General features: G+C 50.6%; 25 protein-coding genes. 12 read left to right on the top strand and 13 right to left on the bottom strand.

The genetic code is table 11. The annotated features are described in order from the left end of the window. Positions 1–122 precede the first annotated feature (122 nt). A complete protein-coding gene (locus tag ACR9Y8_RS01220; RefSeq protein ID WP_481211396.1) occupies positions 123–926 on the top strand; it encodes a hypothetical protein in 804 nt (267 codons plus the stop codon). A 43-nt stretch (positions 927–969) separates the two neighbouring features. On the opposite strand, the gene ACR9Y8_RS01215 is transcribed toward ACR9Y8_RS01220, so the two are convergent. Continuing rightward, positions 970–2,379: a serine hydrolase gene (locus ACR9Y8_RS01215; RefSeq protein ID WP_481211395.1), complete on the bottom strand. Its 1,410-nt coding sequence runs from the start codon at positions 2,377–2,379 to the stop codon at positions 970–972. Positions 2,380–2,462: 83 nt separating this feature from the next. On the opposite strand from ACR9Y8_RS01215, the gene ACR9Y8_RS01210 reads away from it, so the two are divergent. Both ACR9Y8_RS01210 and ACR9Y8_RS01205 read left to right on the top strand, forming a co-directional pair. After that, positions 2,463–2,963 carry an FUSC family protein gene (locus ACR9Y8_RS01210; protein ID WP_481211394.1) on the top strand — a complete coding sequence of 167 codons (501 nt, stop codon included), beginning with the start codon at positions 2,463–2,465 and terminating at the stop codon, positions 2,961–2,963. A gap of 125 nt (positions 2,964–3,088) precedes the next feature. After that, positions 3,089–5,038, top strand: coding sequence for a M1 family metallopeptidase (locus tag ACR9Y8_RS01205; protein ID WP_481211393.1), 1,950 nt, complete (start codon positions 3,089–3,091; stop codon positions 5,036–5,038). Positions 5,039–5,177: 139 nt separating this feature from the next. Here ACR9Y8_RS01205 and ACR9Y8_RS01200 read toward each other — a convergent pair whose 3' ends face one another. Further along, the gene (locus tag ACR9Y8_RS01200) at positions 5,178–5,657 is read right to left on the bottom strand and encodes a hypothetical protein (RefSeq protein WP_481211392.1); all 480 of its coding nucleotides are present in this window, start codon (positions 5,655–5,657) and stop codon (positions 5,178–5,180) included. Between the two features lie 17 nt (positions 5,658–5,674). Further along, positions 5,675–5,845 (bottom strand): hypothetical protein, encoded by a 171-nt coding sequence (locus tag ACR9Y8_RS01195; RefSeq protein ID WP_481211391.1) that lies wholly within the window; start codon positions 5,843–5,845, stop codon positions 5,675–5,677. Positions 5,846–5,984: 139 nt separating this feature from the next. Between ACR9Y8_RS01195 and ACR9Y8_RS01190 the strand changes: the two genes are divergently transcribed. Then, a complete protein-coding gene (locus ACR9Y8_RS01190) occupies positions 5,985–6,626 on the top strand; it encodes a MarR family winged helix-turn-helix transcriptional regulator (RefSeq protein WP_481211390.1) in 642 nt (213 codons plus the stop codon). Between the two features lie 3 nt (positions 6,627–6,629). Here ACR9Y8_RS01190 and ACR9Y8_RS01185 read toward each other — a convergent pair whose 3' ends face one another. The 6 genes from ACR9Y8_RS01185 to ACR9Y8_RS01160 all read right to left on the bottom strand — a co-directional run bounded on the left by ACR9Y8_RS01185 (position 6,630) and on the right by ACR9Y8_RS01160 (position 13,702). Next, positions 6,630–8,324, bottom strand: a complete 1,695-nt coding sequence (locus ACR9Y8_RS01185) for a DUF8201 family protein (RefSeq protein WP_481211389.1) — start codon at positions 8,322–8,324, stop codon at positions 6,630–6,632. A 115-nt stretch (positions 8,325–8,439) separates the two neighbouring features. Further along, complete coding sequence (locus ACR9Y8_RS01180; protein WP_481211388.1) at positions 8,440–9,156, bottom strand: glycosyltransferase family 2 protein; 717 nt, start codon at positions 9,154–9,156, stop codon at positions 8,440–8,442. A 146-nt stretch (positions 9,157–9,302) separates the two neighbouring features. Further along, positions 9,303–9,632, bottom strand: a complete 330-nt coding sequence (locus ACR9Y8_RS01175) for a hypothetical protein (RefSeq protein ID WP_481211387.1) — start codon at positions 9,630–9,632, stop codon at positions 9,303–9,305. 70 nt (positions 9,633–9,702) lie between these two features. Further along, positions 9,703–11,361, bottom strand: a complete 1,659-nt coding sequence (locus ACR9Y8_RS01170) for an autotransporter outer membrane beta-barrel domain-containing protein (protein WP_481211386.1) — start codon at positions 11,359–11,361, stop codon at positions 9,703–9,705. 4 nt (positions 11,362–11,365) lie between these two features. Next, a complete protein-coding gene (locus tag ACR9Y8_RS01165) occupies positions 11,366–12,016 on the bottom strand; it encodes an RNA polymerase sigma factor (protein WP_481216208.1) in 651 nt (216 codons plus the stop codon). 36 nt (positions 12,017–12,052) lie between these two features. Then, positions 12,053–13,702 (bottom strand): hypothetical protein, encoded by a 1,650-nt coding sequence (locus ACR9Y8_RS01160; protein ID WP_481211385.1) that lies wholly within the window; start codon positions 13,700–13,702, stop codon positions 12,053–12,055. Between the two features lie 138 nt (positions 13,703–13,840). On the opposite strand from ACR9Y8_RS01160, the gene ACR9Y8_RS01155 reads away from it, so the two are divergent. The 5 genes from ACR9Y8_RS01155 (at position 13,841) to ACR9Y8_RS01135 (ending at position 18,867) form a co-directional block, all read left to right on the top strand. After that, entirely contained in the window at positions 13,841–14,728 is an 888-nt protein-coding gene (locus ACR9Y8_RS01155; RefSeq protein ID WP_481211384.1) for a decaprenyl-phosphate phosphoribosyltransferase, read from the top strand. Next, positions 14,728–16,059, top strand: a complete 1,332-nt coding sequence (locus ACR9Y8_RS01150) for an FAD-binding oxidoreductase (RefSeq protein WP_481211383.1) — start codon at positions 14,728–14,730, stop codon at positions 16,057–16,059. The genes ACR9Y8_RS01155 and ACR9Y8_RS01150 overlap by 1 nt, the downstream gene beginning before the upstream one ends. 108 nt (positions 16,060–16,167) lie before the next feature. Beyond that, positions 16,168–16,899, top strand: a complete 732-nt coding sequence (locus ACR9Y8_RS01145; RefSeq protein ID WP_481211382.1) for an SDR family oxidoreductase — start codon at positions 16,168–16,170, stop codon at positions 16,897–16,899. A 38-nt stretch (positions 16,900–16,937) separates the two neighbouring features. Continuing rightward, positions 16,938–17,534: an HAD family hydrolase gene (locus tag ACR9Y8_RS01140; protein ID WP_481211381.1), complete on the top strand. Its 597-nt coding sequence runs from the start codon at positions 16,938–16,940 to the stop codon at positions 17,532–17,534. A 139-nt stretch (positions 17,535–17,673) separates the two neighbouring features. Then, positions 17,674–18,867 (top strand): acetyltransferase domain-containing protein, encoded by a 1,194-nt coding sequence (locus ACR9Y8_RS01135; RefSeq protein ID WP_481211380.1) that lies wholly within the window; start codon positions 17,674–17,676, stop codon positions 18,865–18,867. 79 nt (positions 18,868–18,946) lie between these two features. Here the strand turns inward: ACR9Y8_RS01135 and ACR9Y8_RS01130 are convergent, their stop codons facing one another. Then, entirely contained in the window at positions 18,947–19,714 is a 768-nt protein-coding gene (locus ACR9Y8_RS01130) for a fatty acid desaturase (RefSeq protein WP_481211379.1), read from the bottom strand. A 165-nt stretch (positions 19,715–19,879) separates the two neighbouring features. Beyond that, positions 19,880–21,565: an ABC transporter substrate-binding protein gene (locus tag ACR9Y8_RS01125; RefSeq protein WP_481211378.1), complete on the bottom strand. Its 1,686-nt coding sequence runs from the start codon at positions 21,563–21,565 to the stop codon at positions 19,880–19,882. A 69-nt stretch (positions 21,566–21,634) separates the two neighbouring features. On the opposite strand from ACR9Y8_RS01125, the gene ACR9Y8_RS01120 reads away from it, so the two are divergent. Next, complete coding sequence (locus ACR9Y8_RS01120) at positions 21,635–23,371, top strand: M1 family metallopeptidase (RefSeq protein WP_481211377.1); 1,737 nt, start codon at positions 21,635–21,637, stop codon at positions 23,369–23,371. A gap of 196 nt (positions 23,372–23,567) precedes the next feature. Further along, positions 23,568–23,759 (top strand): bacteriocin, encoded by a 192-nt coding sequence (locus tag ACR9Y8_RS01115; RefSeq protein ID WP_481211376.1) that lies wholly within the window; start codon positions 23,568–23,570, stop codon positions 23,757–23,759. 56 nt (positions 23,760–23,815) lie between these two features. Here the strand turns inward: ACR9Y8_RS01115 and ACR9Y8_RS01110 are convergent, their stop codons facing one another. Then, on the bottom strand, positions 23,816–24,487 hold the full coding sequence (locus ACR9Y8_RS01110; protein WP_481211375.1) for an NADPH-dependent F420 reductase: 672 nt from the start codon (positions 24,485–24,487) through the stop codon (positions 23,816–23,818). Between the two features lie 139 nt (positions 24,488–24,626). Then, the gene (locus ACR9Y8_RS01105) at positions 24,627–25,364 is read right to left on the bottom strand and encodes a menaquinone biosynthetic enzyme MqnA/MqnD family protein (RefSeq protein WP_481211374.1); all 738 of its coding nucleotides are present in this window, start codon (positions 25,362–25,364) and stop codon (positions 24,627–24,629) included. Between the two features lie 52 nt (positions 25,365–25,416). Here ACR9Y8_RS01105 and purB point away from each other — a divergent pair, with 52 nt between their 5' ends. Continuing rightward, on the top strand, positions 25,417–26,757 hold the full coding sequence (gene purB, locus ACR9Y8_RS01100; protein WP_481211373.1) for an adenylosuccinate lyase: 1,341 nt from the start codon (positions 25,417–25,419) through the stop codon (positions 26,755–26,757). The last annotated feature ends 21 nt before the right edge of the window (positions 26,758–26,778 follow it).

Below are 26,778 nucleotides of genomic sequence, written 5' to 3'. Positions count from 1 at the left end.
CTGATTATTGCAAGATTCAAAGAAAAACTTATGAAATTCAAATAAGATGCTCAGGGTCGATTTTTTTCCTATCTTTATGTACCCCGCTATCACCCCAACACCATCTTATAAAGTGATTGTTTATGCATAAGATTGTCCTGCTTTTTCCTGCTGTTTTACTATTGTTAAGCGGCGCTAAAACGGATACTGGCAACGACAGGCATGATGGCCTGCAGATCGCTGCCATCAAGCCTTATCCCGGAGAATCGGGCAGCGGCGACTCCCTTATTTTCAGGTACAATAGCCAGGGTAACCCTGTTAGCATCACCCGCATGACAGATGCCGGTAACAGTGCCGATTACCTGTTCCGTTATGACGCACAACAGCGCCTCAGCGATTATGCAGGCCCCTGCCAGGACGGCCTCTTTGAAAGCTGGCATCATTACTACTACGATAACAGCAACAGGATCGCCGGAGATACCGTGTACTATTTCGGCCGCGTAGGTGATGATGGCCCTCTCCCCGATCCAGCTGCGGCGAAACCTTATGACAGGCTGCCTGTTCAGCAGACAGACCGCTATGAATATGACCAGGAGAACAGGATCGTTAAAGTGATCCGCCACTTTAGCGGAGGCAACGAAATGACCATACAATATACCTACAATGAAGCAGGCAATCTCGAAAAACGCTATACAGCTTTCAGTGAATCTCCCGACCTGAACTATACCACTGTATTCGGTCCTTATGATAACAAGGTGAACATGCACCGCACCCATCCTGTCTGGCAATTCATCGACCAGGATTACAGCCGCAACAACCCCTTTACAGCAGATGCATACAACGCACAGGTATTACCGCTGAAGATCCGTGCTGTTACAGCAGCAGCAGACCAGGCTTTTTTGCTGATAAGGTACGGTACACTGGAGGTGGAGTATACAGCGGACTAAAACACCCGCGCTGCTGTCTTCCCGATTATACTGCGAACTTATGTCAATCAATGCGTTTCGCCGGGATATCTCTTCCATACTGATGCAGGATAAGCCGGTCTATACTACCCTGCTCTCCTTTAACAAAGCTCATCTGCGCATCCACTACTTTCATAAAGAACTTACCGGGCGATTCGGGGAATATTTCAAAGCGGGTCTGGCCGGTAACCTGTTCATAGATACGCCCGTCCTCTACGGTGATGGTGATAAACATCTCGGGCCCTAACTGGTACTTACCCGCATAGCTATGATAAGCAGCCGTATCAGGATCAGGCGTGGCAGTGCGGGACGCCGGCTCATCCGCCAGCAGCGGGGCACGGCGTTTTACCGGCATATCATATGTTTTGTTATAGAGGATACCCAGTATGTTCCTGCTGAGCTCTTCCACATCCACATTACCGGCGTTATTCAGCAGCACGATCAGGTCTTTCCTTTCGGGGATGCGTACGATTATGGTGCTGAACCCGTTAATGCTGCCGTTATGCCAGATAGCACTGACTGTATCTTTTGTATTGCCCAGGGTAAAGGGCCTGCGTACCCATCCGCAGGCATAGCCATTGCGGTAAGGCCGGAAGTAGATCTCCCTGCTGGCAGCGCTGAGCAGCTGGTCTTTATACAGGGCCTGGTCCCACAGGTACAGGTCTTCCACCGTAGAGTATAAAGCGCCGGCGGCAAAAGGCAGGCTCATATCCAGGTATGGAGCATTTGCATAACCGTCTATTGTTTTGCGGTAACCGGCTGCCCGTTTTTTGATGATCGGCGCCGACAAGTCGTAGCCGCTCTGGTCCATATGCAGGGGCTTAAAGATGTACTCCTCCAGGGCTTTAGCATAAGCCATGCCGGTTACCTGCTCTATGATAGCTCCCAGTATGAAATAACCGGAGTTGGAGTATTTAAAAGTGCTGCCCGGCTCAAACTCCAGCGGCAGCTCCGAAAAAACAGGTATGAAATCTTTGGGCGAATACGGGTTGCGGGCATGCCGCTGAAAGAAGTCGGGTAAGCCGGTATAGTTAGGTACACCGGAAGTATGCGTCAGCAAATGATAGATAGTGATACGGCTGCCATTGGCTTTGGGATAATCTGGCAGGTAGTCAGACACCTTTCCATCCAGTTTCAGCTTTCCTTTTTCAGACAGCTGCAGGATCAGCATGGCGGTGAACTGTTTGGTCACCGATGCCAGGCGGAATTTTGTATCCGGCGTATTAGGTATATCCCATTCAAAATTCGCATAACCGTAGCCTTTTTTAAAGATCACCTTTCCTTCGTGGGCTACCAGTACGGCGCCGTTGAGCTGGTCGTAAGCGGCATATTTGTCGAGCAGCTGGCCGATCTTTTCGGTGGCAGGCTCCTGGGCGCATGAGATCTGCGAAGCACAACACAGGCAACAAAGGAGGAATAGCAGTGGGGCACGCATGCAGGGATAATTTTTGTGTTATAAATATACGGGCCGGTACCGGCTCCGCCAAACCGCTGAACGATTATTTGTAATTTACAGCCATGACAAGCTTTCCTGTTAAAAGAACCCTGGTGTATATAGCTAAATGTGTAGCCGGCGCCCTGCTGGTTTTCCTGATCGCCCATTTACTTAACTATCGTGATTATATCTGGTGCCTGATCTCTGTAATGCTGGTGCTCTCCCCGGATGGTGCTGATGCCGTGTCGCTGGCTATGAGCCGTATCAAGGCAAACCTGGTAGGCGCCGGAGCCGGCTCACTGATGCTCCTCGTACATCCATCGCCGGTAGTAATGGTAAGCGGAGGAATTGCTATTACTGTTGTTGTATGCACCCTGCTGAAGCTGGATCTCTCTACCCGTTCCGCACTGGCGGCTACCATTATCGTTACGCTGCATGAAGCCGGTAAGCATATCTGGGATACGGCGCTGGAAAGAGTAATAGCAGTACTGGCCGGTTGCCTGCTGGGATTGCTCGTGACCTTTGTTTTCCATTCCCGCTTCATTAACCGGCCCGCGGAAGGGCCTGCCCACCAGGAAGCATGAAGGGTTATTTTATTTCTGGTTAAATCACTATCTTAACTCCAGTTAATTACGCGCTGCTCGCCGGTATCGCCTGCTAATCAGTGAGATATTTCATATAATCATCACCGTTAAGACCTTCAAGTTTTATGAGAATCAACCGTTTCATACTATTCATTTGCTGCACACTGATCGCCTGCCTGCAAACTGTAAGGGCACAAACGCCGGCCGGCTATGACCAGCATGCTGCCTTCAACCCGGTCTTCTATACACAGAACGGCAATGAGTACCGCAGCGCCGGCGGCGGTCCCGGACCTAAATACTGGCAGAACCGGGCAGATTATACCATCAATGTAACACTGGATACCAGCCGGCACCGCATCAGCGGATCAGTCCTGATCACTTATACCAATAACAGCCCGGACACGCTGCCATTCTTATGGCTGCAGCTGGACCAGAACATCTACCGGGCAGACTCCCGCGCGGTGGCTACTTCCGTAGTGACCGGCGGACGCTTTAACAACCGCAGCGAGACCCAGGGATTCGAGATCAGCGGCGTAAGCATTACGCAGGCCGGGAAAACGCGTGAAGCACAATACCGGGTAAACGACACCCGTCTGAAGCTCGAACTGCCACAGGCATTAAAAGCCAATGGCGGCACTATTCAGCTAAAACTGAACTATGCATTTGAAGTGCCCCAGTACGGTACCGACCGTTTGGGCCGACTGCCTACCCGTTATGGCTGGATCTATGAAATAGCGCAATGGTACCCCCGCATGTCGGTCTATGATGATGTGCTGGGCTGGAACACCCTTCCCTACCTGGGCGCAGCGGAGTTTTACCTGGATTATGGCAATATCAGCTATAACGTTACTGCCCCTGCGGGGATGATCATCACCGGCTCCGGCGAACTGCTGAATCCTGCACAGGTGTTAACGGCAGATCAGATCAGCCGGCTGGAACGGGCCCGTGCAAGCGATCGTACCGTTACCATCCGCGATAGCACCGAGATCATTACGCGTACGGATGCACGCAACGGCCAGCTTACCTGGCGCTTCAGCTGCAAGAACACCCGGGATGTGGCCTGGGCTGCCTCTCGTGCATTCATCTGGGACGCTGCCCGTATCAACCTGCCTGGCGGCAAAAAAGCACTTGCACAATCTGTATACCCGGCAGAAAGTGCAGGAGACAAAGCCTGGGGACGCTCTACTGAGTATGTGAAGAACGCTATAGAGCTTTATTCAGAAAAATGGTTTCCATACACCTATCCCGTGGCTACCAATGTAGCGGGTATTGTAAGCGGCATGGAATATCCCGGCATCGTGTTCTGCTCTGCCAGGAGCAGCGGCAGCGGATTATGGGGCGTAACGGATCACGAGTTTGGTCATAACTGGTTCCCTATGATCGTAGGTTCCAATGAACGGAAATATGCATGGATGGATGAGGGATTCAACACTTTCGTTAACCAGCTCAATACCAAAGCATTTAATAAAGGTGAGTATTACAGGCCTTTAAGCGGCGGCAAAATTGCTACCAATCTCTTTGGCCCCGGAACAGAAGGCATCATGAACACACCCGATGTAATACAGGCCCGGCAACTGGCTAACCTGGGCTACCTTAAACCCGGCCTGGCCCTCATGCTTTTGCGCGACTATATACTGGGCCCAGAAAGATTTGATGAGGCATTCAGGGCGTATATACACCGCTGGGCGTTTAAACACCCCACGCCCTGGGACTTCTTCCGCAGCATGGAAAATGTAGGCGGTGAAGACCTGAGCTGGTTCTGGCGCGGCTGGTTCCTGAACACCTGGAAACTGGACCAGTCGGTGAAAGAAGTGAAGTACCAGGACAACGATCCGGCAAAAGGCGCCCTCATCACCATAGAGAACCTGGACCAGATGGTAATGCCCGCAATAGTGGCTGTAAAAGAAAGCAGCGGTAAAACAGATACCGTGCACCTGCCCGCAGAGATCTGGCAGCGCGGCGGTACCTGGACCTTCCGTTATCCCTCTGTTACTACACTGAGCCAGGTGGTGATAGATCCCGCACAGGCTTTCCCGGATATGAACCGTACTAACAACGAGTGGAAAGCTCAATAAAGGGGGAAATTCCAAATCCCAAATCCCAAATTCCAAACTTGAAAGTGCTTCAAGTAAAATTATTAGTCTTTATTCGAAAGGTTTATGCTTCATTTTGGAATTTGGGATTTGGAATTTGGAATCTGGAATTTGAAACCCCCTATTGGAATTTATAGATTGCCAGCACAAAGATGATCAGCAGCGCCAGTAGCTGCAAAGCATAGAAGACACCCAGCCTGCGCCTGAGGATGCCAAGCTGCAATACATCTGCCACCCCGTTTTGAGCAGACAGGAGGCCTTGCAGCTTTTTCACCACCCGCGCTCCGAAGATCCTGGCATTCAGGATAAGAAAGATCACCAGGCCCATTTTAACTTCAAACCAGAATTGTTTGGTAATGGTAAACTGGTAAACCCTTAATAACAGGAAGCCACTGACCAGGAGCAGTGCGCCGCCAATAGCAAAAAAAACGTTATAGGCCTGTGATGTTTTGAACACGGCAGTCGCCTGGCGTTCATCTTCCGGATAGTATTTCCAGAGCTGTTTCAAAGTGACGTAGCTGCCCAGTATACCGGCAGTCAGCAAGGCCACCCCGGTAACGTGCAGTACAAGGGAGAGCGGCAATAGATTAATGGTACCCATATGTTGCATTTTAGTTCTTACAAACGCCCTTTTTTCAGCAGCAAACGAACCAGTAATTGCACAATACCAAGGTGTATTATGCCCGGCGTGTGAATGAACAGCCTTGCCTCCCGGAGGAAGTAAATAAACGGATTGTCCATGATGCTGATGCTTTTATTGGTCAGTACGGCAGCAAATGCAATAGCCAAGTGTAAGAAGTGTATGCAGGTAAAACAGTGTGTATTTAATACGTATCCGAAGTAACTGAGACAAATATACTACAAGATCGTTGTAATAAACAAGGAATCTGGAATATTTTTTATTATTTTGCTCTATATCCGTAGTAATATGAATAAGACAGTAGAGTTGGTAAATGCCTGGGGCGCTTATGAAGAGAAAAACCCCGACAGCAGTATCGCAGATTTTTGCCGTTTTTATCTTTCCCAGCAGCAGGAAGAAGATCCGGTCCTGCCCAAAGAGCTGACCGGCGGACTGCAGCCCAAAAAGCCGGAAGCATTGCTGTCCAAGATCATGGGCCGTATTGTACGCCTGCACCAGTTGTATGGACGCATCGCCCTGGAGGGAACCGGTATCGGCCAGTTTGAGGAGTTTGCGCTGCTGAACACTATTATGCAGCTGAAAGAGCCCCGTAAATCAGAGGTGATCTATGCCACTATCTACGAAATGTCTACCGGTACAGACGTGCTGAACCGCCTGCGAAAAAACGGCTTTATCACAGAACTGGCCGACCCTGCAGACCGCCGCTCCAAACGCGTAAAGATCACCGCCAAAGGGGAAAAAGTATTACAGGCCAGTTTTAAACGCCTCACCCAACTGGTAAATATGCTGTTCCATGATACAGGACGCGACGGCGTTATGCTATGTATTCAGTTCCTGAAAAACGTAGAGATCAAGTTCTCAGAGCGCTGGCCGGAAGATAAAGGAAGGTCTTTTGATGAGATCTATACAAGTGTGATGTCGGGCGACTAAACTTTACTCCCTTACCCTAAACCCTTCCTTTAAGGTCTTCCCTCTCATCTCCACTCCTTCCGGTAACTGCCACACGCAAGGCAAAGGCCCGTCCCAGCAACGGTCTGAATGCTCCGGTGTATAGTAAATGAACGGCGTCGTGTGACGAACCATTTTCTTTTCAAAATACGGCGCTGGCATTACCCACCCTGTTCCAGCCACCGGTTCTATCGCTCCTGTCTGCAAAAATTGCCGCTGCAGATGACGGTACAGCAGCAGCGTAACTGCCTGCATCGCCACCAGCACCACCACGATCATCAGCTGTATATATCGCAAAGAACGGATGTTCATCAACAGCAAGTATCCCAGCAATATGCAGGCCGGCACCAGGAAACCATAAGCAAAGCGCGGATCTGGCGCTGAAAAGAACCAGAAACCAACGCCCGCATAAAGAAAGAGCACCCAGTAAAACAAAGCACGGGGCAATAACCGCCTCCTCCACCATAAGGCAAACGGCAACAGCACCATCGCCAGCAGCATACACTGGTCATATATCCGCAGGTTATGCAGGAACCAGATACTTACCCGCTCCTGGAAGCTGCCCGCAGTCAATGCAGCCGGATCCCTGACCAGGTAATAGGCCCAGATCTTAATGATCTCCCGCACTTTTGTGACGCCCTCCGCAGGGCATTTCCAGTCAAATGAGAAGAGGTCTATCTTCTCAAAAGGATATACCAGGTAACCGCTGAGGATCAGATTCCTGGCAAACCAGGGCAACAGTATCGTCACAAACAGTAATACCACTATTACTGCCTGGCGCCAGGCGCCGCTGCGCACCGCGCGCACCCATAGCCATGCGGGGAACAGCAGTACCGTCAGGGCTGATACCTTTACCGTTACCAAAAATGCGGCACACAGGAAGATAAAGAAGCGGTCTCCCTCGGCCGGTTCGCCCTTAGTGCCGGCGATGGCTTCCATCCACAATACCAACAATAGCGCACATAGATAAAACACCGCCATGTCTGCCGCAGGCGCCGTCATGTTGTACACCAGCACCATGGGCAGCTGCATACCGGGCAGCAACCCTGCTTTCATCCACCAGCTGATATCACGGGGCGCGGCGCCTAAGGAAGATAGCAGGTAGATGGCCAGCAGCAGGTACAACAAGCCATTCAGCTGGTTAGCCGCCTGCCCTGTAATAAAGGACCAGTTGAACAAGGCGCTGATCACATGCCAGTGGGAGTTAAAGCCAAAGCGCTCATGCAGGTTAGCCAATCCAGGCACCACAGGGTACCGCTGCATCCATTTAATGAACTGGACATAATATAGGCCCTCATCGTACGCCAGCGACTGCCGTGATGAAAGGTACAGTGTAAACACCAGCAGCAACAGGAAAACTGCTTTTATGATCCGCGGCTGCTGCTGCATTTGCTGCCGCCAGCGAGTTGCCACTGTGTAAATAGTCCGGCGCTGCAGTCCCCAGAGTAAAAGAGCGCCTGCCAGTATCAGCACATTGGCCAGCGCCGCCAGCGGCATCACCAGCGATAACCAGGAGGCGATCACGCCGCTGATCATCAGGCCACTCAGGCTTACCAGAGGAAAGGAATATACGCCACCAGGCTGCCGACAGCCATACCTGTACCAGCACGCAAATGCGCTGATGCCATAAGGAATTGATAATAACAGGATGTAGAGAAATTTCAGTAATAGAAAAAGCATAACAGTCGTTAGTCGTAAGTCGTAAGTCGTTAGTCGTAAGTCATTGTGACTGGCGCCTACTATGTTCTGCAACAACAAGTGACTAACGACTAACGACTAACGACTTACGACTTGTTTAATTTAACAGGTTATATTTCAGGATGCAGTAAATAGCCCGGAAGCCGTCTTTATAATTGATCTTCTTCCCCTCCCGGTAGGTACGGCCGTAATAAGAGATCCCCACCTCATAAATGCGGATGCCGGGTATGCGGCTGATCTTGGCCGTCACCTCCGGTTCAAAGCCAAAGCGGTTCTCTTTCAGCTGCACGCCTTTGATCACGTTGCTGCGAAACAGTTTATAGCAGGTTTCCATATCTGTGAGGTTCAGGTTAGTGCACATATTGGAAATAAAGGTCAGGAACTTGTTCCCGATGGTGTGCCAGAAGAACAGGATGCGATGAGGCTGATGGCCCCTGAAGCGGCTGCCGTACACCACATCTGCTTTTCCAGCAAGCGCAGGCGCCAGCAGCAGGTTGAATTCTTCCGGGTCGTATTCGAGGTCTGCATCCTGTATCACAATAAAATCACCATTGGCGGCATGGATGCCGGTGCGCAGTGCCGCCCCTTTTCCTTGATTAAGATGGTGGCGTATATAGGTGAGTTGTGCTGCCGGGTAATGCTCCCGGAACAGCTGTATTTGCCCGCCTGTATCATCGGTAGAATGATCATCTACTACAACTATTTCCCGCTGTATGTCATGCAGCAGCTTGATTTCGTGTATGCGTAATAAGATCTTGTAAATAGATGCTGCCTCATTATATGCAGGAACGATCACTGACAATTTTAAACTCATAGATCAACTGTTGACTAAAGCCTATGCTTAATGGAGAAAGGATAAAAGTGAATAACGGGGCCTTAACAGGAATGCAAAGGCCGTTGTCCTACATTCTAAACAATCAAAATATTAATTGAAAGCTACCAAAGGCCTGAAGCCTAAGATCATGAATGCCTGCGACGCAGGCTATCCGGCCATGGAAATGTATCATGCGGAAGCGTGTCTTGCGGAGGCCAGGGAAACGTATCATGTGGCAGCGTATCATGTGGTGGCCAGGGAAAAGTGTCGTGCGGAAAAGTATCATGCGGGAAAGAGTCATGAGGAAAAGTATCACAGGGCGGTTTGAGTGTATCATGCCCGGTGCTGTCGCTAAATGCAGCAGCTTTCAGGGCTTTCAATTTTTCTTCCGCTTTAATGGAATCCTCTTTCTGGCATGCCGTGTTCCCAACAATGAACGCGCCGACCAACATTACAAAAACATGAAGTTTGTGCATACAAAATATGGTTTATATACCAATTAAGACAGGCACAGCAAAAGGAAAGGTTGGGTAATGAGATGCTATTTTATTTACCGATGGGTATACGGATATACAGCTCCAGCAGGCTGTTGTCCTGGATCCTTTGCAACGGCGCCTGGAAGCCTTTTCCGCCGGCAGAGCGCCACAACACTACGCGGTAATTGAAGCCAGCCTGCAGGCGTGGCGTTACATACCAGGAAAGATCAAGATTCCAGCTAAGCTGGTTCTTACCCGGCAGCCTGCCGGGACTAAATGCAGGATCAGTGAACTGCAGGGGGTTAAGCGTTGTGTCACGTATAACGCCGGAGCTTACACGTGCGCTGTCTTTCTTACCCGAAGCCGCGGCCATACTGTATACCAGGCCCGTGCTTACGGCCAGCTTATTCCGGTGATAACCTACATTAATACCGGCAGAGGCGGCAAAGGCGCGTTTAAATATATAGGGGGTGCGGGTGGTGTCTACATCGTAGTTGTCCTGTGCACCGCCGCCGGAAGTATCACTGTGTTGTTTACTGATGGCCACATGCGTGAAAGCTTTATCATACCCGGTGAGATAGCTGGCGCTGAGCTGCGGTTGCAGGAACCAGTTGTTGCCCAGCGGGTATATATATAATACGCCTAAGCGAATGCCCAACGCACTGCTCAGGGGAGATAGTAAACCCAGCTGCAAGCCCCAGCGGCTTTCAGATGTACCCAGGCTTAATCCGCCGCCACCGGATGCAGATGCAGGTACCCGTGCATCACGGCTGTTATCTGACAACGAGGGTAACTGTAACGCAAATACGTTCCTGGTACGAACCGGATATAATATGGTAGCTGCAGCAGCTGTATGGCCGGCTGCAACCCGCTCATTATCATTCGCGATACCCGGTATTGTTGTTTTATTTACTTTATTGTGAGGTAAGTTTTTCTGATCTGATATATTATCTTTCTTCTTTCCCCCTGCGCTGACAGGTTTGCTGGCATTGCCAACCAGGGCCTTCGCCGGCGCCTTATCGGCGGTATTATTAGCAGTTGTTTTATTATTGCCACTCCCATTGACAGTTGTAGGACCAATTACCGGATTGTTTGCATTTCCTTTCGTTGAATGGAAAGTATTACCGCCGGCGGCATTGGTATTGTTTGTCTTATCACCGTTTGTCTTATTAGCTGCCGCCGCTGCTGCATTATTGTCAGCAGCGTTGCCACGCCTGTTTTCCGGCGATGGTAAAGCAGGCTCAATTTGTGACGGCACACCTCCCCCATCCGGTGCTCCTGCAATGTTACCTGCGAAGCCGGTAATGCTGTCTGCAGGTGAAGGCATTGGCTGCGGTTTGCTGCCATTTATATTAATGAATGTACTGTCACCAGGTAGGTTATTATTATTCAGTATTTCCTGCGTTTGTGTTTGTTTGTTTCTTTGCTGCGGATGATCTTTAGTGTTGGATGGCGTTCCTATTGTTGTTGTCTTCTTTGAGAAATGCGGCGCCACCCACAGGGTAGCTGCAAACACCGCCGCGGTGGCAATGAAGGGGATAATAATGGCAGCCCAGTTAAACCGGAAGCGGACAACGCGCGGCGGTGGGCCGGCGGCATCCTCCTCATCCAGCAGGGCTGCCATTTTTGACCAGGACTGGCGCTTCAGCTCCGCACCGGTATCTTCCGGTGTGTCTTGCCGGGCAGCCTTTCTCAGCCAATCTTCAATATGTGAGTGCTTGTCATCCATTCGTTCATACGGGCTTATTATTATCCAAAGACCGCTGTGCCAATAGTTGTTCCTTCAATATCCGTTTGCCTTCTGCAACATGCCATTTCGAAGTGCCCGTGCTGATATTCAACAGCGAAGCGATCTCCTTATGCGCATAACCTTCAATAATAAAAAGGTTGATTACCACCCTTGTAGTGGGCGGCAATTGTCGCAGCACCAGCAACAGTTCCTTGTATTCCAGCTGATTATTATCATCGGTATAGTGTGAATATTCAGGGATCTCCCCTACAGTTTGCTCCTTCATTTGCGCCTGTGTGCGCCTGAAATAGTCGGCAATGGCATGGATCATGATCTTGCGCAACCATCCCTCGAAACTCCCCGTATGGCTATAGTCCCCTATTTTCTTAAATGCTCTCAAAAAACCATTGTTCAGGATATCGACCGCCTTATCCCTATCGTTGGTATATCTCCTGATCATTGACAGCTGCCTGTCAAAGAACATATTATACAGCTTTTCCTGGCTCAAACGGTCATTCCTGCGGCAGCCCTCCAGGATCCGGTCCAGGTTGTCGCGTCCATTATCGTAAAGCGCTGTATGTTCAGATACCTCAGGTGGCAGCTTACTTAAATTTGATTGTTTAAAAAGTTCGTCTGTCTTATGCAGACAGCTCACTTTCTCCAAAAGGTTGGGTGCTTTTAAAATTTTTTTTTACGGCTTTACATATACTTCGATTGTTGCGTTCGTGGGACGGCGTGGCGCCAGGAACGTATCCGCCAGGCGGTAATGCTCCTGTAGCTCCTTACGCAGGGCAAAAGGGAAGAAATTGTTCAATCCGGGCGCATATTCATACAATATAAGGTCGTAATGATGCCCTCTTACCTTTTGGGTAAAAGCGTCCAGCTGCCGGTTGAACATGCCTACCCCCAGGTGGTACCACAGGGGATAATCCTGGCCGGTTTCCAGGCGGAAAGGCATTGCATGCGCCAGGGGCGTTAACTCTGTCATGTTCAGCACTTTGATGCTATCCTTCTTTTCTTTTACAACAGGCAGCTGCAGCAGGCGCTCAATGCCCTCCACGGTGGAAGACGGCATGTAGATCTTCTTAAATTCCGGCAGGCGGGTGAACACCCACTCGGAAGTGGGCACATTCACCCCGGTATCGGTGCTCAGCATAAAGTTGCGCCGCGATACTACGTTCTCCGCTCCCGGTCTTGTAGCCGCCATTTCGGAAGAGGGGAATACCCGGGCAACAACGCGGTCGATATATTTCCAGAATACGCCGGACCACCACAGGAGCACCAGCAGCCCAGCCCCGATAAATGCCCTGGGACGACCCAGGTCTATCTGCTGTATGGAACTGAACTGTGCGCACAAAAAGGCAAAAGCGAAACTGTGAAAGAAGATATTGTTATCTGGCGGCGTATAGCTGGTTACCTGGAAAAGGGCTGCTTCCGTTAAGATGCCCAGTGTAAGCAGCGTAAAGAGCATGGCCCGCTTGTTCATCCAGAAAGCGTTGAATTTCCGGAGGGCAGGCACCAGGCTCAACACCATCAATACTACATAGAACTTGATCCATTGAGAGCCACCCAGGATCTCTTCTGCAAAATCGCTGACGGCCAAACGGGAATTATGCGGGGGCTGCCCGTGATTGAACCAGTAAGCAAAACCATAGCCGCTCAGCGGCAGGATAAAGATGGCCGCCACTACTGCCAGGAAACCCAGGAAAGCGGGAATGCCCAGCCAGCGCTTTTCGTGTATGCTATTATATAATAACAGGGCCAGGCACAAGAGCAGGGCCAGGCCGCCGCCATCCTGCTTGGTGAAGATAGACAGGAAGACGAAAAGGGCTGCCGGCAGCAACCACAAAAGGCGCATCCTTGTTTGTGGCCCTGTAAGATACTGGAACAGGAATGCCAGTCCGGCCAGCTCATACACGATCACCGTATGATTATACCAGGGCCAGAAATTAAAGAACGAGTACGATAGTACGAACACCAGCACAGACAATGTCCTGATAGCCGGGTCCAGCTCCAGGCGCTTCAGTATATGCCTGAACGAAAAGCCGGCTATAATATTAATGAACACCTGCGCCTTTACCAGTGAAATAAGCTGGGGGCCAAACAGCCTGAAAAATATCGAAGGGATGATCCAGTAGCCATATCCCAGCGGCAGACCAAAGTCCTTATAGGGCACCTGCCCGGTAGACATGCGGTAAGCGCCCTCCCAGGAAAGGAAGATGTTCACCCGGTAAGGGAAAGTGGCAAAAAGCGGTACCAGGGCCAGGCCAATAATGATCACTGCCTCAATTACGGTGAAGATGCTACGCTTTTGGTAAAGGGAAGACCCTGATGATAACATATGGGGACTTGATTTGAGGGGCAAAAGTAATAAAAAAGCGATTAGCAGTTAGCGCTTAGCAATTAGCTAACAGCCAGAGGCTAACAGCTAATAGCTTTTTTTGTATCTTGCCGCCAAATCAATCAGCAGGCAATCCCCGTGCAATATCTTAAACTACTCAGGCCCCATCATTGGGTTAAAAACTTATTTCTGTTCGTACCCCTCTTTTTCGCAGGAGAGCTATTTCACTTGTCCATGGTAACGGAACTGGTACTGTCGTTCTTCGCGTTCAGCCTTACCGCCAGCAGTATCTATATTATTAATGACTACAAGGACATAGAAGCAGACCGCCGGCATCCGGTAAAATGTAAACGGCCTATGGCTTCCGGCGCTGTATCACCCGGGACCGGACTGGTCCTGTTTGCCATCTGCCTGGTCATCGGCATTGGCCTGGCCTGGTATGTGAAACCAAAATTCCTGTTCGTGGTAGGTATTTACTTTGTCCTGAACCTGTTATACTCCCTTGGCTTAAAGAATATTTCCATCCTGGACATTATCATTCTCTCCAGTGGCTTCGTGCTGCGCATTAAAGCCGGGGGGATCGTTTCCAATACCGCCGTTTCTTCCTGGCTGATCGTCATGGTGTTCCTGCTGGCCCTTTTTATGGCGGTAGCCAAACGCCGCGACGATGTGATCATCAAACAGGTCTCCGGCACAGAAATGCGCAAGGCCTCCAGCGGGTATAATATGGACTTCATGAACGTGATGCTGGCCCTTTTGTCGGCAGTGATCATCGTGTGTTACCTCATGTACACCCTGGACCCCACTACCCAGCTGCGTTTCCAGACTTACCGCCTTTATTATACCACTCTTTTTGTAATTGCCGGATTATTACGATATTTGCAAATAACCTACGTGGAGAATAATACCGGCTCCCCTACCAAAATCCTGTACAAAGACCGTTTTATCCAGGTAACCATAGCCCTGTGGATCCTAAGCTTTTATGTGATCATTTATTTACCGGCAAACAAAAGTTTTTTTGACTAATGCAAAAACGCTTAGCAAATTGGGGCAATTATCCGGTCGTTTCCTGCGAAGAGCGCTCCTTTTCCAGGGAAGACCAGCTACAGGAAGTACTGGATACACAACCTTCGCTGATCGCGAGAGGCAACGGGCGCTGTTATGGCGACGCTTCCCTCGGCGCCTACAGCATTTCCACCCTTAAATACGATAAAGTACTCAGCTTCGATACCGCAGCCGGCGTTTTTGAATGCCAGGCCGGCGTTACGCTGGACCAGATCCTGGAGATCATCGTTCCCAAAGGCTGGTTCCTGCCTGTTACCCCCGGCACCAAATTTATTACCGTGGGCGGAGCCGTAGCATCCGACGTGCATGGTAAGAACCACCATGTGGACGGCGCCTTTTCCAGCCATATTGTGGATATGGACGTGATCACTTCCCTGGGCGCTATTACCTGCGGACCAGACCAGGAAGCAGATCTCTTCTGGGCCACCTGCGGCGGCATGGGCCTTACCGGCATCATTACCCGGGTAAAGTTCCGCCTCAAAAAGATCAGCACTTCGTATATCCGGCAACGGCAGATCAAGGCCCGCAACCTGGAAGAAGTGATCCGCCTCTTTGAAGAGAACAAGCATTACACCTACTCCGTGGCCTGGATAGACTGTCTGCAGAAAGGCGATTCCTTTGGCCGGAGTATCCTGATACTGGGCGAGCACGCCACGCCGGAAGAACTGTCTGCCCAGCAGCAGGCTGCTCCCCTGCAGCTGCCGGCCAAGAAAAAGCTGACCGTCCCCTTTAACCTTCCCTCCTTTGTGCTCAACACCTTGACGGTGAAGGCCTTCAACTGGCTCTATTACGCAAAAAATACTAAACGGGAGATCAATAACGTCGTTTCCTACGAGCCTTTCTTTTACCCTTTGGATGCGTTCCTGCACTGGAACCGGGGCTATGGAAAAGCAGGTTTCGTGCAATACCAGTTTGTGCTGCCGCTGGACCAGCAGGAAGGCCTGATCGCTATTTTACAGCGTATCAGTGATAAGGGGTGGGGCTCTTTCCTGGCAGTGCTGAAAGTGTTTGGCCGGCAAGACAGCCTGATCTCTTTCCCTATGGAAGGTTATACCCTGGCCCTGGACTTCCCGGTGCGGAAAGGGCTCCTCGCCTTCCTGGACGAGCTGGATGCACTGGTGCTGCAATACGGCGGCCGCATTTACCTCTCCAAGGATGCCCGTATGAAGCAGGAAGTGTTCTGGCAAAGTTATCCTCATGTACAACGCTTTGCAGACATTGTTAAACATTATAACAGCAACAGCCAGTTCCGGTCTTTGCAATCCGACAGGCTGGTATTAACCGGCTCTTAGCTACTAGCCGTTAGCTGCTAGCCTTAGCCGTGTACTTAAAGCTAAAAGCCAGGCGCTAACAGCTAATAGCTTACATTAAAGTTCATAATACATTTAGCACAACTATACATGCCTACTGTTTTAATTCTGGGTGCAGGGTCAGATATGGCCGTAGCCATAGCGCGGCAGTTTGCCGCGGAAAAGTATGATATCCAGCTGGCCGCCCGCAATATTTCCTCTTTACAGGCGCAACAACAGGACCTGGAGATTCGTTACGGTATCAGGGCTACGATACATGCCTTCGATGCGCTCGACTTTGCCAGCCACGCTGCTTTTTACGATAGCCTCCAGCCCAAACCGGATATCACTATCTGTGTATTCGGCTACCTGGGCGACCAGGAACTGGCGCAGTCCAACTGGCAGGAAGCCGGCCGGATCATTCATACCAACTATACAGGGGCAGTATCTATCCTCAATATAGTGGCCAATGATTACGCCGCCCGCCGGCAAGGCGCTATCATCGGCATCAGCTCCGTAGCAGGCGAACGCGGGCGTCAGAGTAATTATCTTTACGGCAGCGCCAAGGCAGGTTTCACCGCTTACCTGAGCGGCCTCCGTAACCGGATGTTCCGGTACGGCGTACACGTGATGAGCGTACAGCCCGGCTTTGTATATACCCGCATGACCGAAGGGCTGCAACTGCCGCCGCTGCTGACCGCCCAGCCAGGCGATGTAGCGGCCTCCGTGGCTAAAGGCCTGAAGGCCCGTAAGAACGTATTATATGTAAAATGGTTCTGGCGTTATATTATGCTCATTATCAAGTCCATTCCGGAGTTTATCTTCAAAAAATTAAAATTGTGAGGTACTCCGTGTAAGTTCTTAATTTATAGTTACTAGCGATGAAAATAGCTTTTTTCGACTTTGACGGCACCATTACACGGCGCGATACTCTTTTCGAGATCATCCGATACCAGAAAGGCGCTATTGCCATGTACGCAGGCATGCTGCTGCTCTCGCCGCTGCTGGTGATGTTTCGCTTAAAGCTGCTGTCTAGCCATAGCACCAAGCAGTATGTACTGCGTTGGTTCTTCCGCGGTACACCGGCCGCACAATTTCGTACCTTGTGCGAGGCCTTCTGCCGTCACCGCCTGCCTGCCTTACTGCGGCCACAGGCCATTGCGGCTATCAAGGACCACCAGTCCAAAGGCCACCTTGTGGCCGTAGTGACCGCCTCCGCCCAGGATTGGGTAGCCCCCTGGTGCGCTGCGATGGGCATCACCTGTATCGCTACCCAGCTGGAAGTAAAAGATCAGCTGCTGACAGGTAACATATTGGGACTTAATTGTAACGGAGAAGAAAAAGTATGCCGCATACGGGCACAGTACCAGCTGGAACAGTATGAAAATATCTACGCCTATGGCGATAGTAATGGAGATAAAGCAATGTTAGCCATAGCGGGAACAGCGATCTATAAGCCGTTCAGAACGAATGCATAACGTTTAAGGTTTGAAATTTGAGGTTTAAGGTTTGTGGAAAGTTGTGAGGTTCAGAACAGGTAGGCTGGTTTACAACTTTCAAACTTCTAACATACAACAAACTTCAAACCTCAAACTTCAAACTTCAAACACTCACCCGATGACCATAACCGCCTCGATTCCAGCGCCTTCCTACCGCATCCGGAGCATTGACCTTCTCCGCGGCCTCGTGATGGTGATCATGGCCCTTGATCACGTACGGGACCTGCTTCACCACGACGCGTTTCTTTACAATCCCCTGGATGCTTCCAAAACCACACCAGTCCTTTACCTGACCCGCTGGATCACCCATTTCTGCGCACCTACTTTTGTAATGTTGTCCGGCACTTCAGCTTACCTGGTAGGGCTGCGTAAAGGCAAACAGGAACTATCGCGCTTCCTGCTTACCCGTGGCTTATGGCTTATTTTTGTGGACTTTACGATCATGAGCCTCGCATTTTCCTTTACTCCCACATTAATCGGCTTTAGTGTATTGGCAGTAATGGGATCCGGGATGATCCTGCTTTCCTTGCTGGTATATCTGCCGGAAAGGATCATACCTGTTGTCGGACTGATACTGATCTTTTTTCACAACACCCTGGATGGGGTCCAGTTCGCGCCAGGTTCTACCGCCCAGATCATCTGGAGTCTTTTACACGCCCCGGGCGCTACCCAGTTAGGGAATATCACTTTCCTCTTCGCTTACCCCCTGATTCCCTGGGTGGGTTTGGTGATGGCGGGTTACGGACTGGGCATGCTATTCCGCCCGGAATTTGATCCTGCCAGGCGTACCCGCCTGCTGCGGGTAATGGGCTTGTCTGCTATCTTCCTGTTCATTGTGCTCCGCTATATAAATATCTATGGTGATCCCCTGAGATGGCAACCGGGCGCTACTGCCGTACAAACCCTGATGTCTTTTTTTAATGTGCTGAAGTACCCGCCTTCCTTGCTGTTCCTGCTGGTTACCCTTGGGCCGGTATTGCTGCTATTATCCGGGCTGCAGACCATTTCTATCTCGTCAGAGAACCCGCTGGTGGTGCTGGGCCGGGTGCCCTTGTTCTATTTCGTGATCCATTTCCAGCTCATCCACCTGATCGCCATCGCCGTGGCGGTAGGCATGGGACATCCCCTGGGCGCCATGCTGACCCACAATTTTGTGCTGGATACGCCTAAGATCATCGACAGCTACGGGCTCACTTTACCCTGGATCTACGTTATCTGGATCCTGTTGGTACTGGTCCTATACCCCTTGTGTAAACGTTATGCGGCATATAAGGCAAGGCGCCGGGAACAATGGTGGCTGAGTTATCTGTAGGATAATATTATATTATAAAAAAAGCGTCCCGGTCATACCAGGACGCTTTTCTGTATTATAGAAGATGAATTGATCAAACTCAGGCTGCCGCCTTGTATTGCGCTTTCTTCACTTTCGCGCTCTTCAGCCGGATGATACCCACAAAGTTCATCAGCTTCATCACCGGGTAGGTAGGATCGAATTCAAACCATTTCTTGGCGAAGTTCGGACTGTCCTTGTACATGTGGTGGTTATTCTGGAACAGCTCACCCAGCAGCAGGATGCCCCAGGGAGAAGTGTTGCGGGAGTGGTCGTGGTTATTGAAGTTGCTGTAACCGTATTTGTGACCGCACCAGTTTACGATTGCTCCCTGTACAGGTCCCATCAGGAAGTGGATCGGCAGCAGCAGGAACCAGATCCAGCTGGGTGCGAAAGCTACATAAAAGGCAATGTATCCCAGCGCAAACACTACGCGGGTCAGTATGTGGTCGCCGAAACGATCCAATGAATGCCACTCCGGTAAAGGTTCTGCAGTGAACTTGGCATCCGGCACGTTTTTGCGGGTAAGGAAACTGTTATACAATTTACGGGTCTGCACCATCATCGTCCAAACGTCTTTAAAGAAGTGAGGAGAATGCGGATCATGCTCGGTATCGCTATATTCGTGATGCATACGGTGCATTACACCATACGCCCTTGGAACCAGGTAGGAAGAGCCCTGGAAAAACCAGGTGCTGAAATAGAAAACGCGTTCCCAGCCCTTGCTGGCAGTATACATCTGGTGAGAAGCATACCTGTGGAGGAAGAAAGTGTGAAAGAACAATGAGAAGAACCAATGCACACCAAAAAAGATCAAGATCGCTATCATTAAAAAATTATTATTGGTTAGTTCTCAGTAATAGTCAAAAACCGGCTCCTAACCTGCTTGAAAAAATGGAATAATAAGGGGTAAAGGTAGGGTAAAAAATCAAAATAATTTGTTAAAAGAGTCGATTGGCGCATAGATTATCTCTATAAGGATGAAGACGTTATACTAAGATTTACCTGAGACCTGTACCCATCGTAATTCCAGCAAGTTGAGGCCGTTGTTACGCATGCCGCTTACATTAGGTTGCAGAAAATGGATGGCCTCGTCATAGAACACGGGCACCACGGGAGCGTCTGCCACAATCATGCGGTCCATTTCCCGGTACAGTTCATAGCGGAGGGAATCGTTGGTTTCCCGCAGGGCCTTTTCATAAAGCTGGTCATATGCCGGGTTGCTGTAGCGGGTATAATTGGGCGGAGCCGGATTCTTACCATAAAAGAAGGCCAGGTAGCTTTCGGCATCCGGGTAGTCGGCGATCCAGGTACCCCGGAAAAAAACAGCCGCTGATTTCGCGGTTTGTTCCAGCAGCAGGCTTTTCTGCACCACCTCCACCTGGATGCGCAGGCCAATCTCCTGCAGCTGGTTGGCAATATAATTGGCCAGGTCTGCATATAGCGGGATGGTCAGCACCCTGATAACGGGCAGGCCCTTGCCTTCGGGGAAACCCGCATCCTTTAGCAGCTGCCGCGCCAAAGCGGGGTCATACGTATAGCCTTTTACTTTAGCCGCGTCAAAAGAAGGCAGGCCCCTGGGCACAAAGCCGCTGTTGGCAGGCGTACCGATGCTGTTACGCAGGTAGGTCATCAGCTTCGTACGGTCAAACCCGTAGTTGATGGCCAGCCGTATATTTTTCAGGCGGGTGGGCGATTGTTCCACAGTTGTTTTGCTGCTGTCCATCAAAAAGCCGAGGTATTCCACATTCAGGAAAGGGCTTTTAGCCAGCACCATCTTGCCGTTCCATTCCTTTTTCAGCTGGCCGGTCTTGGTGAGCACTTCATCTTTGAAAGAAGCGTCTATATCATTCATAAAATCCAGCTGTCCCTGCCTGAATAACAGGAATTCAGTGGCTTTACTATCCAGGAAGGTAAATTTCACGGCGTCCAGGTAAGGTAGTTGCCGCCCTTGTTCATCTTTCTCAAAATAACGCGGGTTGCGGTGCAGGATCAGGGCCTGGCCCTCGTCCCAGTCGTGGAACAGGAAAGGCCCCGTACCCACGGGGTGCCGGCGGAAATCCTTCCCGTACTTTTCCACTGCCTCCTGCGGTACAATAGAGCAGTACTGCATGCTGAGGATGCCCAGTATGGGATGGAAGGGCTCCAGCAGGCGAAGCTGGAAAACGGAATCATTCAACGCCTGGAAGCCTTTATCCGGATCTACCTTGCCGTTAAATACCCATGCTCCCGGCGAGGCAGTGGCCGGGTCCATGAGCCGGCGGAAGCTGTATACCACATCCTGCGCCCTCAGCTTCCTGCCCTTTCCGCCCGGGAAAGCCTCATTGTCATGAAAATAGACATCCGGCCGCAGGTAGAAGGTATAAGTGAGATGATCTGCCGATTCTTCCCAGCGGCTGGCCAGCCAGGGACGGATCACCATCTGGCTGTCCGGCTCCACCAGGGTACCGTATAACTGGTGAACGGCCCACATGATGGCCTGGTTCTTGGCAAAAGCGGGATCGAGGGAAGTAATACCATCGTCCCTATTTACCCGGAACACCTGCCTGGCCGGGTGCTGCCTGGAATGGCAGGCGCCAAGGAACAAAAATGACAGCAATAAAAGGAAGCTACTGAAACCAATAGGGAGGGATACATGGATCTGCCTAACGTCCATCCTCTTATAATTATTATCTATCATTTTACAATGACCGTTTTACATTTTACGCTGCAAATTAATATCTTGCCGCCCAAAATACTATTCGGAATTATGCGTGGCGTACCTATGTTATTCATGATGATGTTGATGGCGGCATTGGGGGCGCAGGCCCAGCAGAAGCAGTCGCCTTTAAAAGGCCCCCAGCCATCCAGGTTTTCCCGGGCAGATACCCTTCGGGGCAGTATCACCCCTCAGCGCGCCTGGTGGGACGTGGTGGCATATGACCTCAACGTAAATGTGTCGCTGAAAGACAGCACTTTCAGCGGCTATAATACCATTACGTACCAGGTGCTGACACCCGACAGCATTATGCAAATAGACCTGCAGGACCCAATGATGATCGACAGTGTGATCGTAGACATCGACAGCTTAAAGATCACTACCCAGTCTAAACTGACCTACACCCGGGATACCATCGGCTGCAACGCCTGGTTTATACAGCTGCCGAAAGCCGATAAAAAAGGCACTACCCGCCAGATCACCGTGTACTATCACGGTAAGCCCAAAAGAGCGAAAAACGCGCCCTGGGACGGCGGCGTGGTTTGGACCCGCGATGAACAGGGCCGCCCCTGGATCGCAACTGCCTGCCAGGGATTAGGCGCCAGCGTGTGGTGGCCCAATAAAGACCACCAGAGCGACGAGCCGCAATATATGACCATTAACGTTACCGTGCCGGAAGATCTGACAGATGTTTCCAACGGCCGCCTTAAACTGCGTACAGACAACAAAGACGGCACCGTTACCTATACATGGTACGTGAGCAGTCCTATCAACAACTACGACGTAGCCCTCAATATCGGGAACTATAAAGAGATCAGGGATACTTACGCAGGCGTTGCCGGTAAGCTGGATCTCAGCTTTTGGGTGCTGGATTATAACGTGGAAAAAGCAAAAAAACATTTCGCGGTGGTAAAGCCCATGCTGCACTGCTTTGAGTTCTGGTTTGGCAAATATCCTTTCTATAAGGACAGCTATAAGCTGGTAGATGCGCCTCACCTGGGCATGGAGCACCAGAGTGCGGTGGCCTATGGCAACGGGTACCAGATGGGCTACAAAGGCAAGGACCTTTCCGGCACCGGCCAGGGCCTGAAATGGGATTTCATCATTGTGCACGAAAGCGGCCACGAATGGTTTGGTAACAATATCACCACCAAAGACATTGCCGATATGTGGGTGCATGAGAGCTTTACCAACTACTCCGAGACGCTCTTTACAGAGTGCGAGTTTGGCCAGGCCGCCGGCAGCGAATACAATATCGGTTGCCGCAAGAACATCAAAAACGATATGCCGATCATCGGTCCATATAACGTGAACACTGAAGGCTCCGGCGATATGTACTACAAAGGCGGCACCATGCTGCACATGATCCGCCTGATCGTGAATGATGATGAGAAGTTCAGGCAGATCCTGCGTGGCCTCAATACCGACTTTATGCATCAGACGGTTACCGGCGCGCAGGTAGAGCGCTACATCAGCCAGAAGAGCGGCATCAATTTCCAGAAAACATTTGATCAGTACCTGCGCGATACCACCCTGCCCGAACTGCAATACCGCATTGTAGGACAGGTGCTGTATTTCCGCTGGTCTTCTTCCGTACCTGATTTTGATATGCCCGTGAAGGTTACGGTGGGCGAGAATAATTTCCAGTTCATTCACCCCGGCCACCGCTGGGCCACCGCTAACCTGAGCTACATGGATCCCACCCTGTTTAAGGTGGACCCGAGTTTCTATGTGAAAGTGAGAGAGATGAAGACAGTGAAAGAGATGAAGGAGGCATTGAAGAAATAGCTGTCAGTTGCTGGCTATTAGCTTTTAGCGATCAAAGTGATTTAACATTCAGGGCAATTGCTAAAAGCCAGCGGCTAAGAGCCAGTAGCTATTTTTTACCTCTTCTGCGGATAATTTAGAGCCGCCCGGATTAGGTCAAACGATGATACTATAAGAGCTTTGTGATTGTAAGAATCTTATGATCACAAAGCTTTTTTTGGAAACATTACAGCATGTTCAGCTAACCCCGCTTACTGAAAATGAACTGGCCACCATTGAAGGCGGTGGATTGTTAACGTCACTTGCTGCATCAGCGGGCGCGATTGCTGCCGGCCTTGTGCTCAGTGCTGCCAATAGCCTGGGAAATACCGGCGATACGGCCACCAATCTCCTGACATTTTTAATCTAAGGTTTGATAATTATCCTGCTGCGAAGGCGCAAGGCTATATGCTTTGCGCCTTTGCTTTATGCCTTTTTCTTCTTTGGCCTTACGATCTTGAAGGCATGGTCCCAGCTGCCGGTGCGGAAGCCGATGGCGCTCCATAATATGCATAACGGCTCTATATTCCGGCTCATGATGATCTTTCCCATATCTGCCACATCTTCCCAGCCCATCTGGTTCAGGATGGCACTTACTTCTTTCTTTGCCTGTGGATTATTACCGCAAATGAACATGGTGGGCTTTTCTCCTTCCACCTCATGCTGGAACATGATCTCATGTCCTACGCAGCTCAGGGCTTTCACCACATAAGCGTCCGGCGGCAGCCATGCCTGGATCTGTTCTCCGGCAGAATGGAGGCCATTCACGAAAGACAGGCGCCCGTCCTCATCGGGACCTTTACCATCCAGCGGATTGGTCACATCTACTACCGTTTTGCCTTTGAAATTCCAGATACCGGCTTGCTCTATCGCACTTTTGGCGCCGGTCCAGCTAACGCAGATAACAATAAGATGCCCGGATGCGGCGGCTTCCCTGAATGTGCTGATGCTCGCCAGGGGGCCCTGGCGTTTTGCCCATTGCTGCAGCGCTTCCTTGGCGGGGTTACGCGTTCCAATAATGACATGGTGGCCCATTCCTACAAATCCGGCGCCCAAAGTGAGCCCTACCGCCCCACTACCAAGGATACCGATATTCATAAATGCAGTATTTGCAGGAAGTTAAGAAAAAAGTTTGAGGTTTGAAGTTTGAAGTTTGAAGTTCGTTAGAAGTTAGACGTTACTAACCAGCAACTTGCCTCATAACCTGGAACCTTTAACCAACCTCAAACTTCAAACTTCAAACCAAATAAGAAAGAAACTTCTGCATCCCCTGCCTTTTCGCCGGCGTCAGGGGATAGCTGATATGTTTGGTATAATATGCCGTGAGATCAAACACCGGGTAAGGGTTTTCTGCTACTACGGCAGGTATATTGTGTATGCCAATGCTATTGGCATTATTGAACTCCTGTATGAATTCGATTGGAAGCGGTTTGTTGCTCACCCATGCGGCAAATACAAAAGGAAGGCTGGTAAAGCGCATCCAGGCTTCTGCCAGGTCATAGATGTAAGGAGAGACTTTGCGTTGCTCCAGCGCCCTGTCGCCGATCACCAGTCCGGCATCCGTGCCCTGGATCAGCTGCTGGTAATCGCCGCTGGTTTCTACCAGCTCAACATCCAGCCGCCAGTAGTCGCGCACCAGTAGTTTCAGCAGGGCCACAGAAGTGCGGCTTTGGTAATCCAGGTAGATGCGTTTGATGTCCTTTAAAGGCACGTCGCTGAACAGGCAAACGGAGGCTACAGGCCCCTCCGCTCCTATGCAAAAGTCTGAGATGATATGTGATTCCTGCATTTTAGGGATCACCGCTACCGGTACCAGCGCTACATCCACACTGCCTTCTATCAGCTGCCGGGCGATGACTGCCGGGTAATCCATGGTGAGTTCCGTCATTTTCATTACTGCATGTCCCCTGAAACCATATAACAAAGGCTTGGTATTCAAATAACTTACTGCCGCTACTTTTACTTTCCGTTCCAATTTCTGTATTTTTGGGGCCAAATTTAAACGAATTCCCAGACTTCAAAGCATTATGACATTACAGCCTTTAACTGCCATTTCTCCCTTAGACGGACGCTATCGCAGACAACTCGAAGAATTGTCTGCCTATTTTTCTGAATACGCGTTGATACGTTACCGTGTACTGGTGGAGATCGAATACTTCATAGCGCTGGCAGATCAAAAGGTGTTCACCCTGCCTAAAGCTAAAGTGCCCGCCCTGCGCAAGATCTACCAGGATTTCAGCGTTGAGAATGCACAGCTGATCAAGGAAACCGAAAAGATCACCAACCACGACGTAAAAGCCGTGGAATATTTCGTGAAAAATGAGCTGAAACGCCTGGACCTGGAAGACAAGCTGGAATGGGTGCATTTCGGCCTTACCTCCCAGGACATAAACAATACCGCTACCCCGCTCCTCTGGAAAGAAGCCGTAGAGCAGGTGTATATGCCCGCCATCGCCAACATGGTGCTCGAACTGAAGAAACTGGCCAAAGGCTGGATGAAGATCCCCATGCTGGCCCGCACTCACGGACAACCTGCCTCCCCCACCATTCTCGGCAAAGAGATCCTGGTGTTCGTAGAAAGGCTGGAAGGCCAGGTGAAGCTGCTGAGCAATGTGCCCTTCGCAGCCAAATTCGGCGGTGCTACCGGCAATTTCAACGCCCACCACGTAGCCTTCCCGAAAGTGAACTGGGAAAAGTTTGCCGATAAATTCGTGAACAGCTCCCTGGGCCTGCAGCGCATGCGCTATACCACCCAGATAGAGCATTACGATAACCTGTCCGCCCAGTTCGACGCGCTGAAACGGATCAATAACATACTGACAGACCTCTGCCGCGATATATGGACTTACATCTCCATGGACTACTTCAAGCAGAAAGTGAAGAAGAACGAAGTAGGCTCCAGCGCCATGCCGCACAAAGTGAACCCGATCGACTTTGAGAATGCGGAAGGCAACCTGGGCGTGGGCAATGCCCTGTTTGAGCACCTGAGCGCCAAGCTGCCCATCTCCCGCCTGCAGCGCGACCTGACCGATTCTACCGTGCTGCGCAACATCGGCGTGCCCTTTGGTCACAGCCTGCTGGCCCTGCGTTCCATACAAAAAGGACTGGACAAACTGATCCTGAATGAAGCCAAGCTGAAGGAAGACCTGGAAAACAACTGGGCCGTAGTAGCAGAAGCTATTCAGACCGTATTGCGCCGCGAAAACTACCCGCAGCCGTATGAGGCCCTGAAAGAGCTGACCCGTGGCGGCGAACAGATCACGCAAAAGACCATGCAGCAGTTTATTGATGGATTGAAGATCAGTGCAGCATTGAAAAAAGAATTGAAAGCGATCACGCCACTGAATTATACAGGCGTGTGGAATTAATAGGGCGATTAGCTTTTGGCC

The sequence above is a fragment of the Chitinophaga sp. SVR4-12A genome (genome assembly GCF_056754765.1).
The sequence above is the reverse complement of the archived record's forward strand: the minus strand, read 5'-3'. Positions and strand labels throughout refer to the sequence as shown.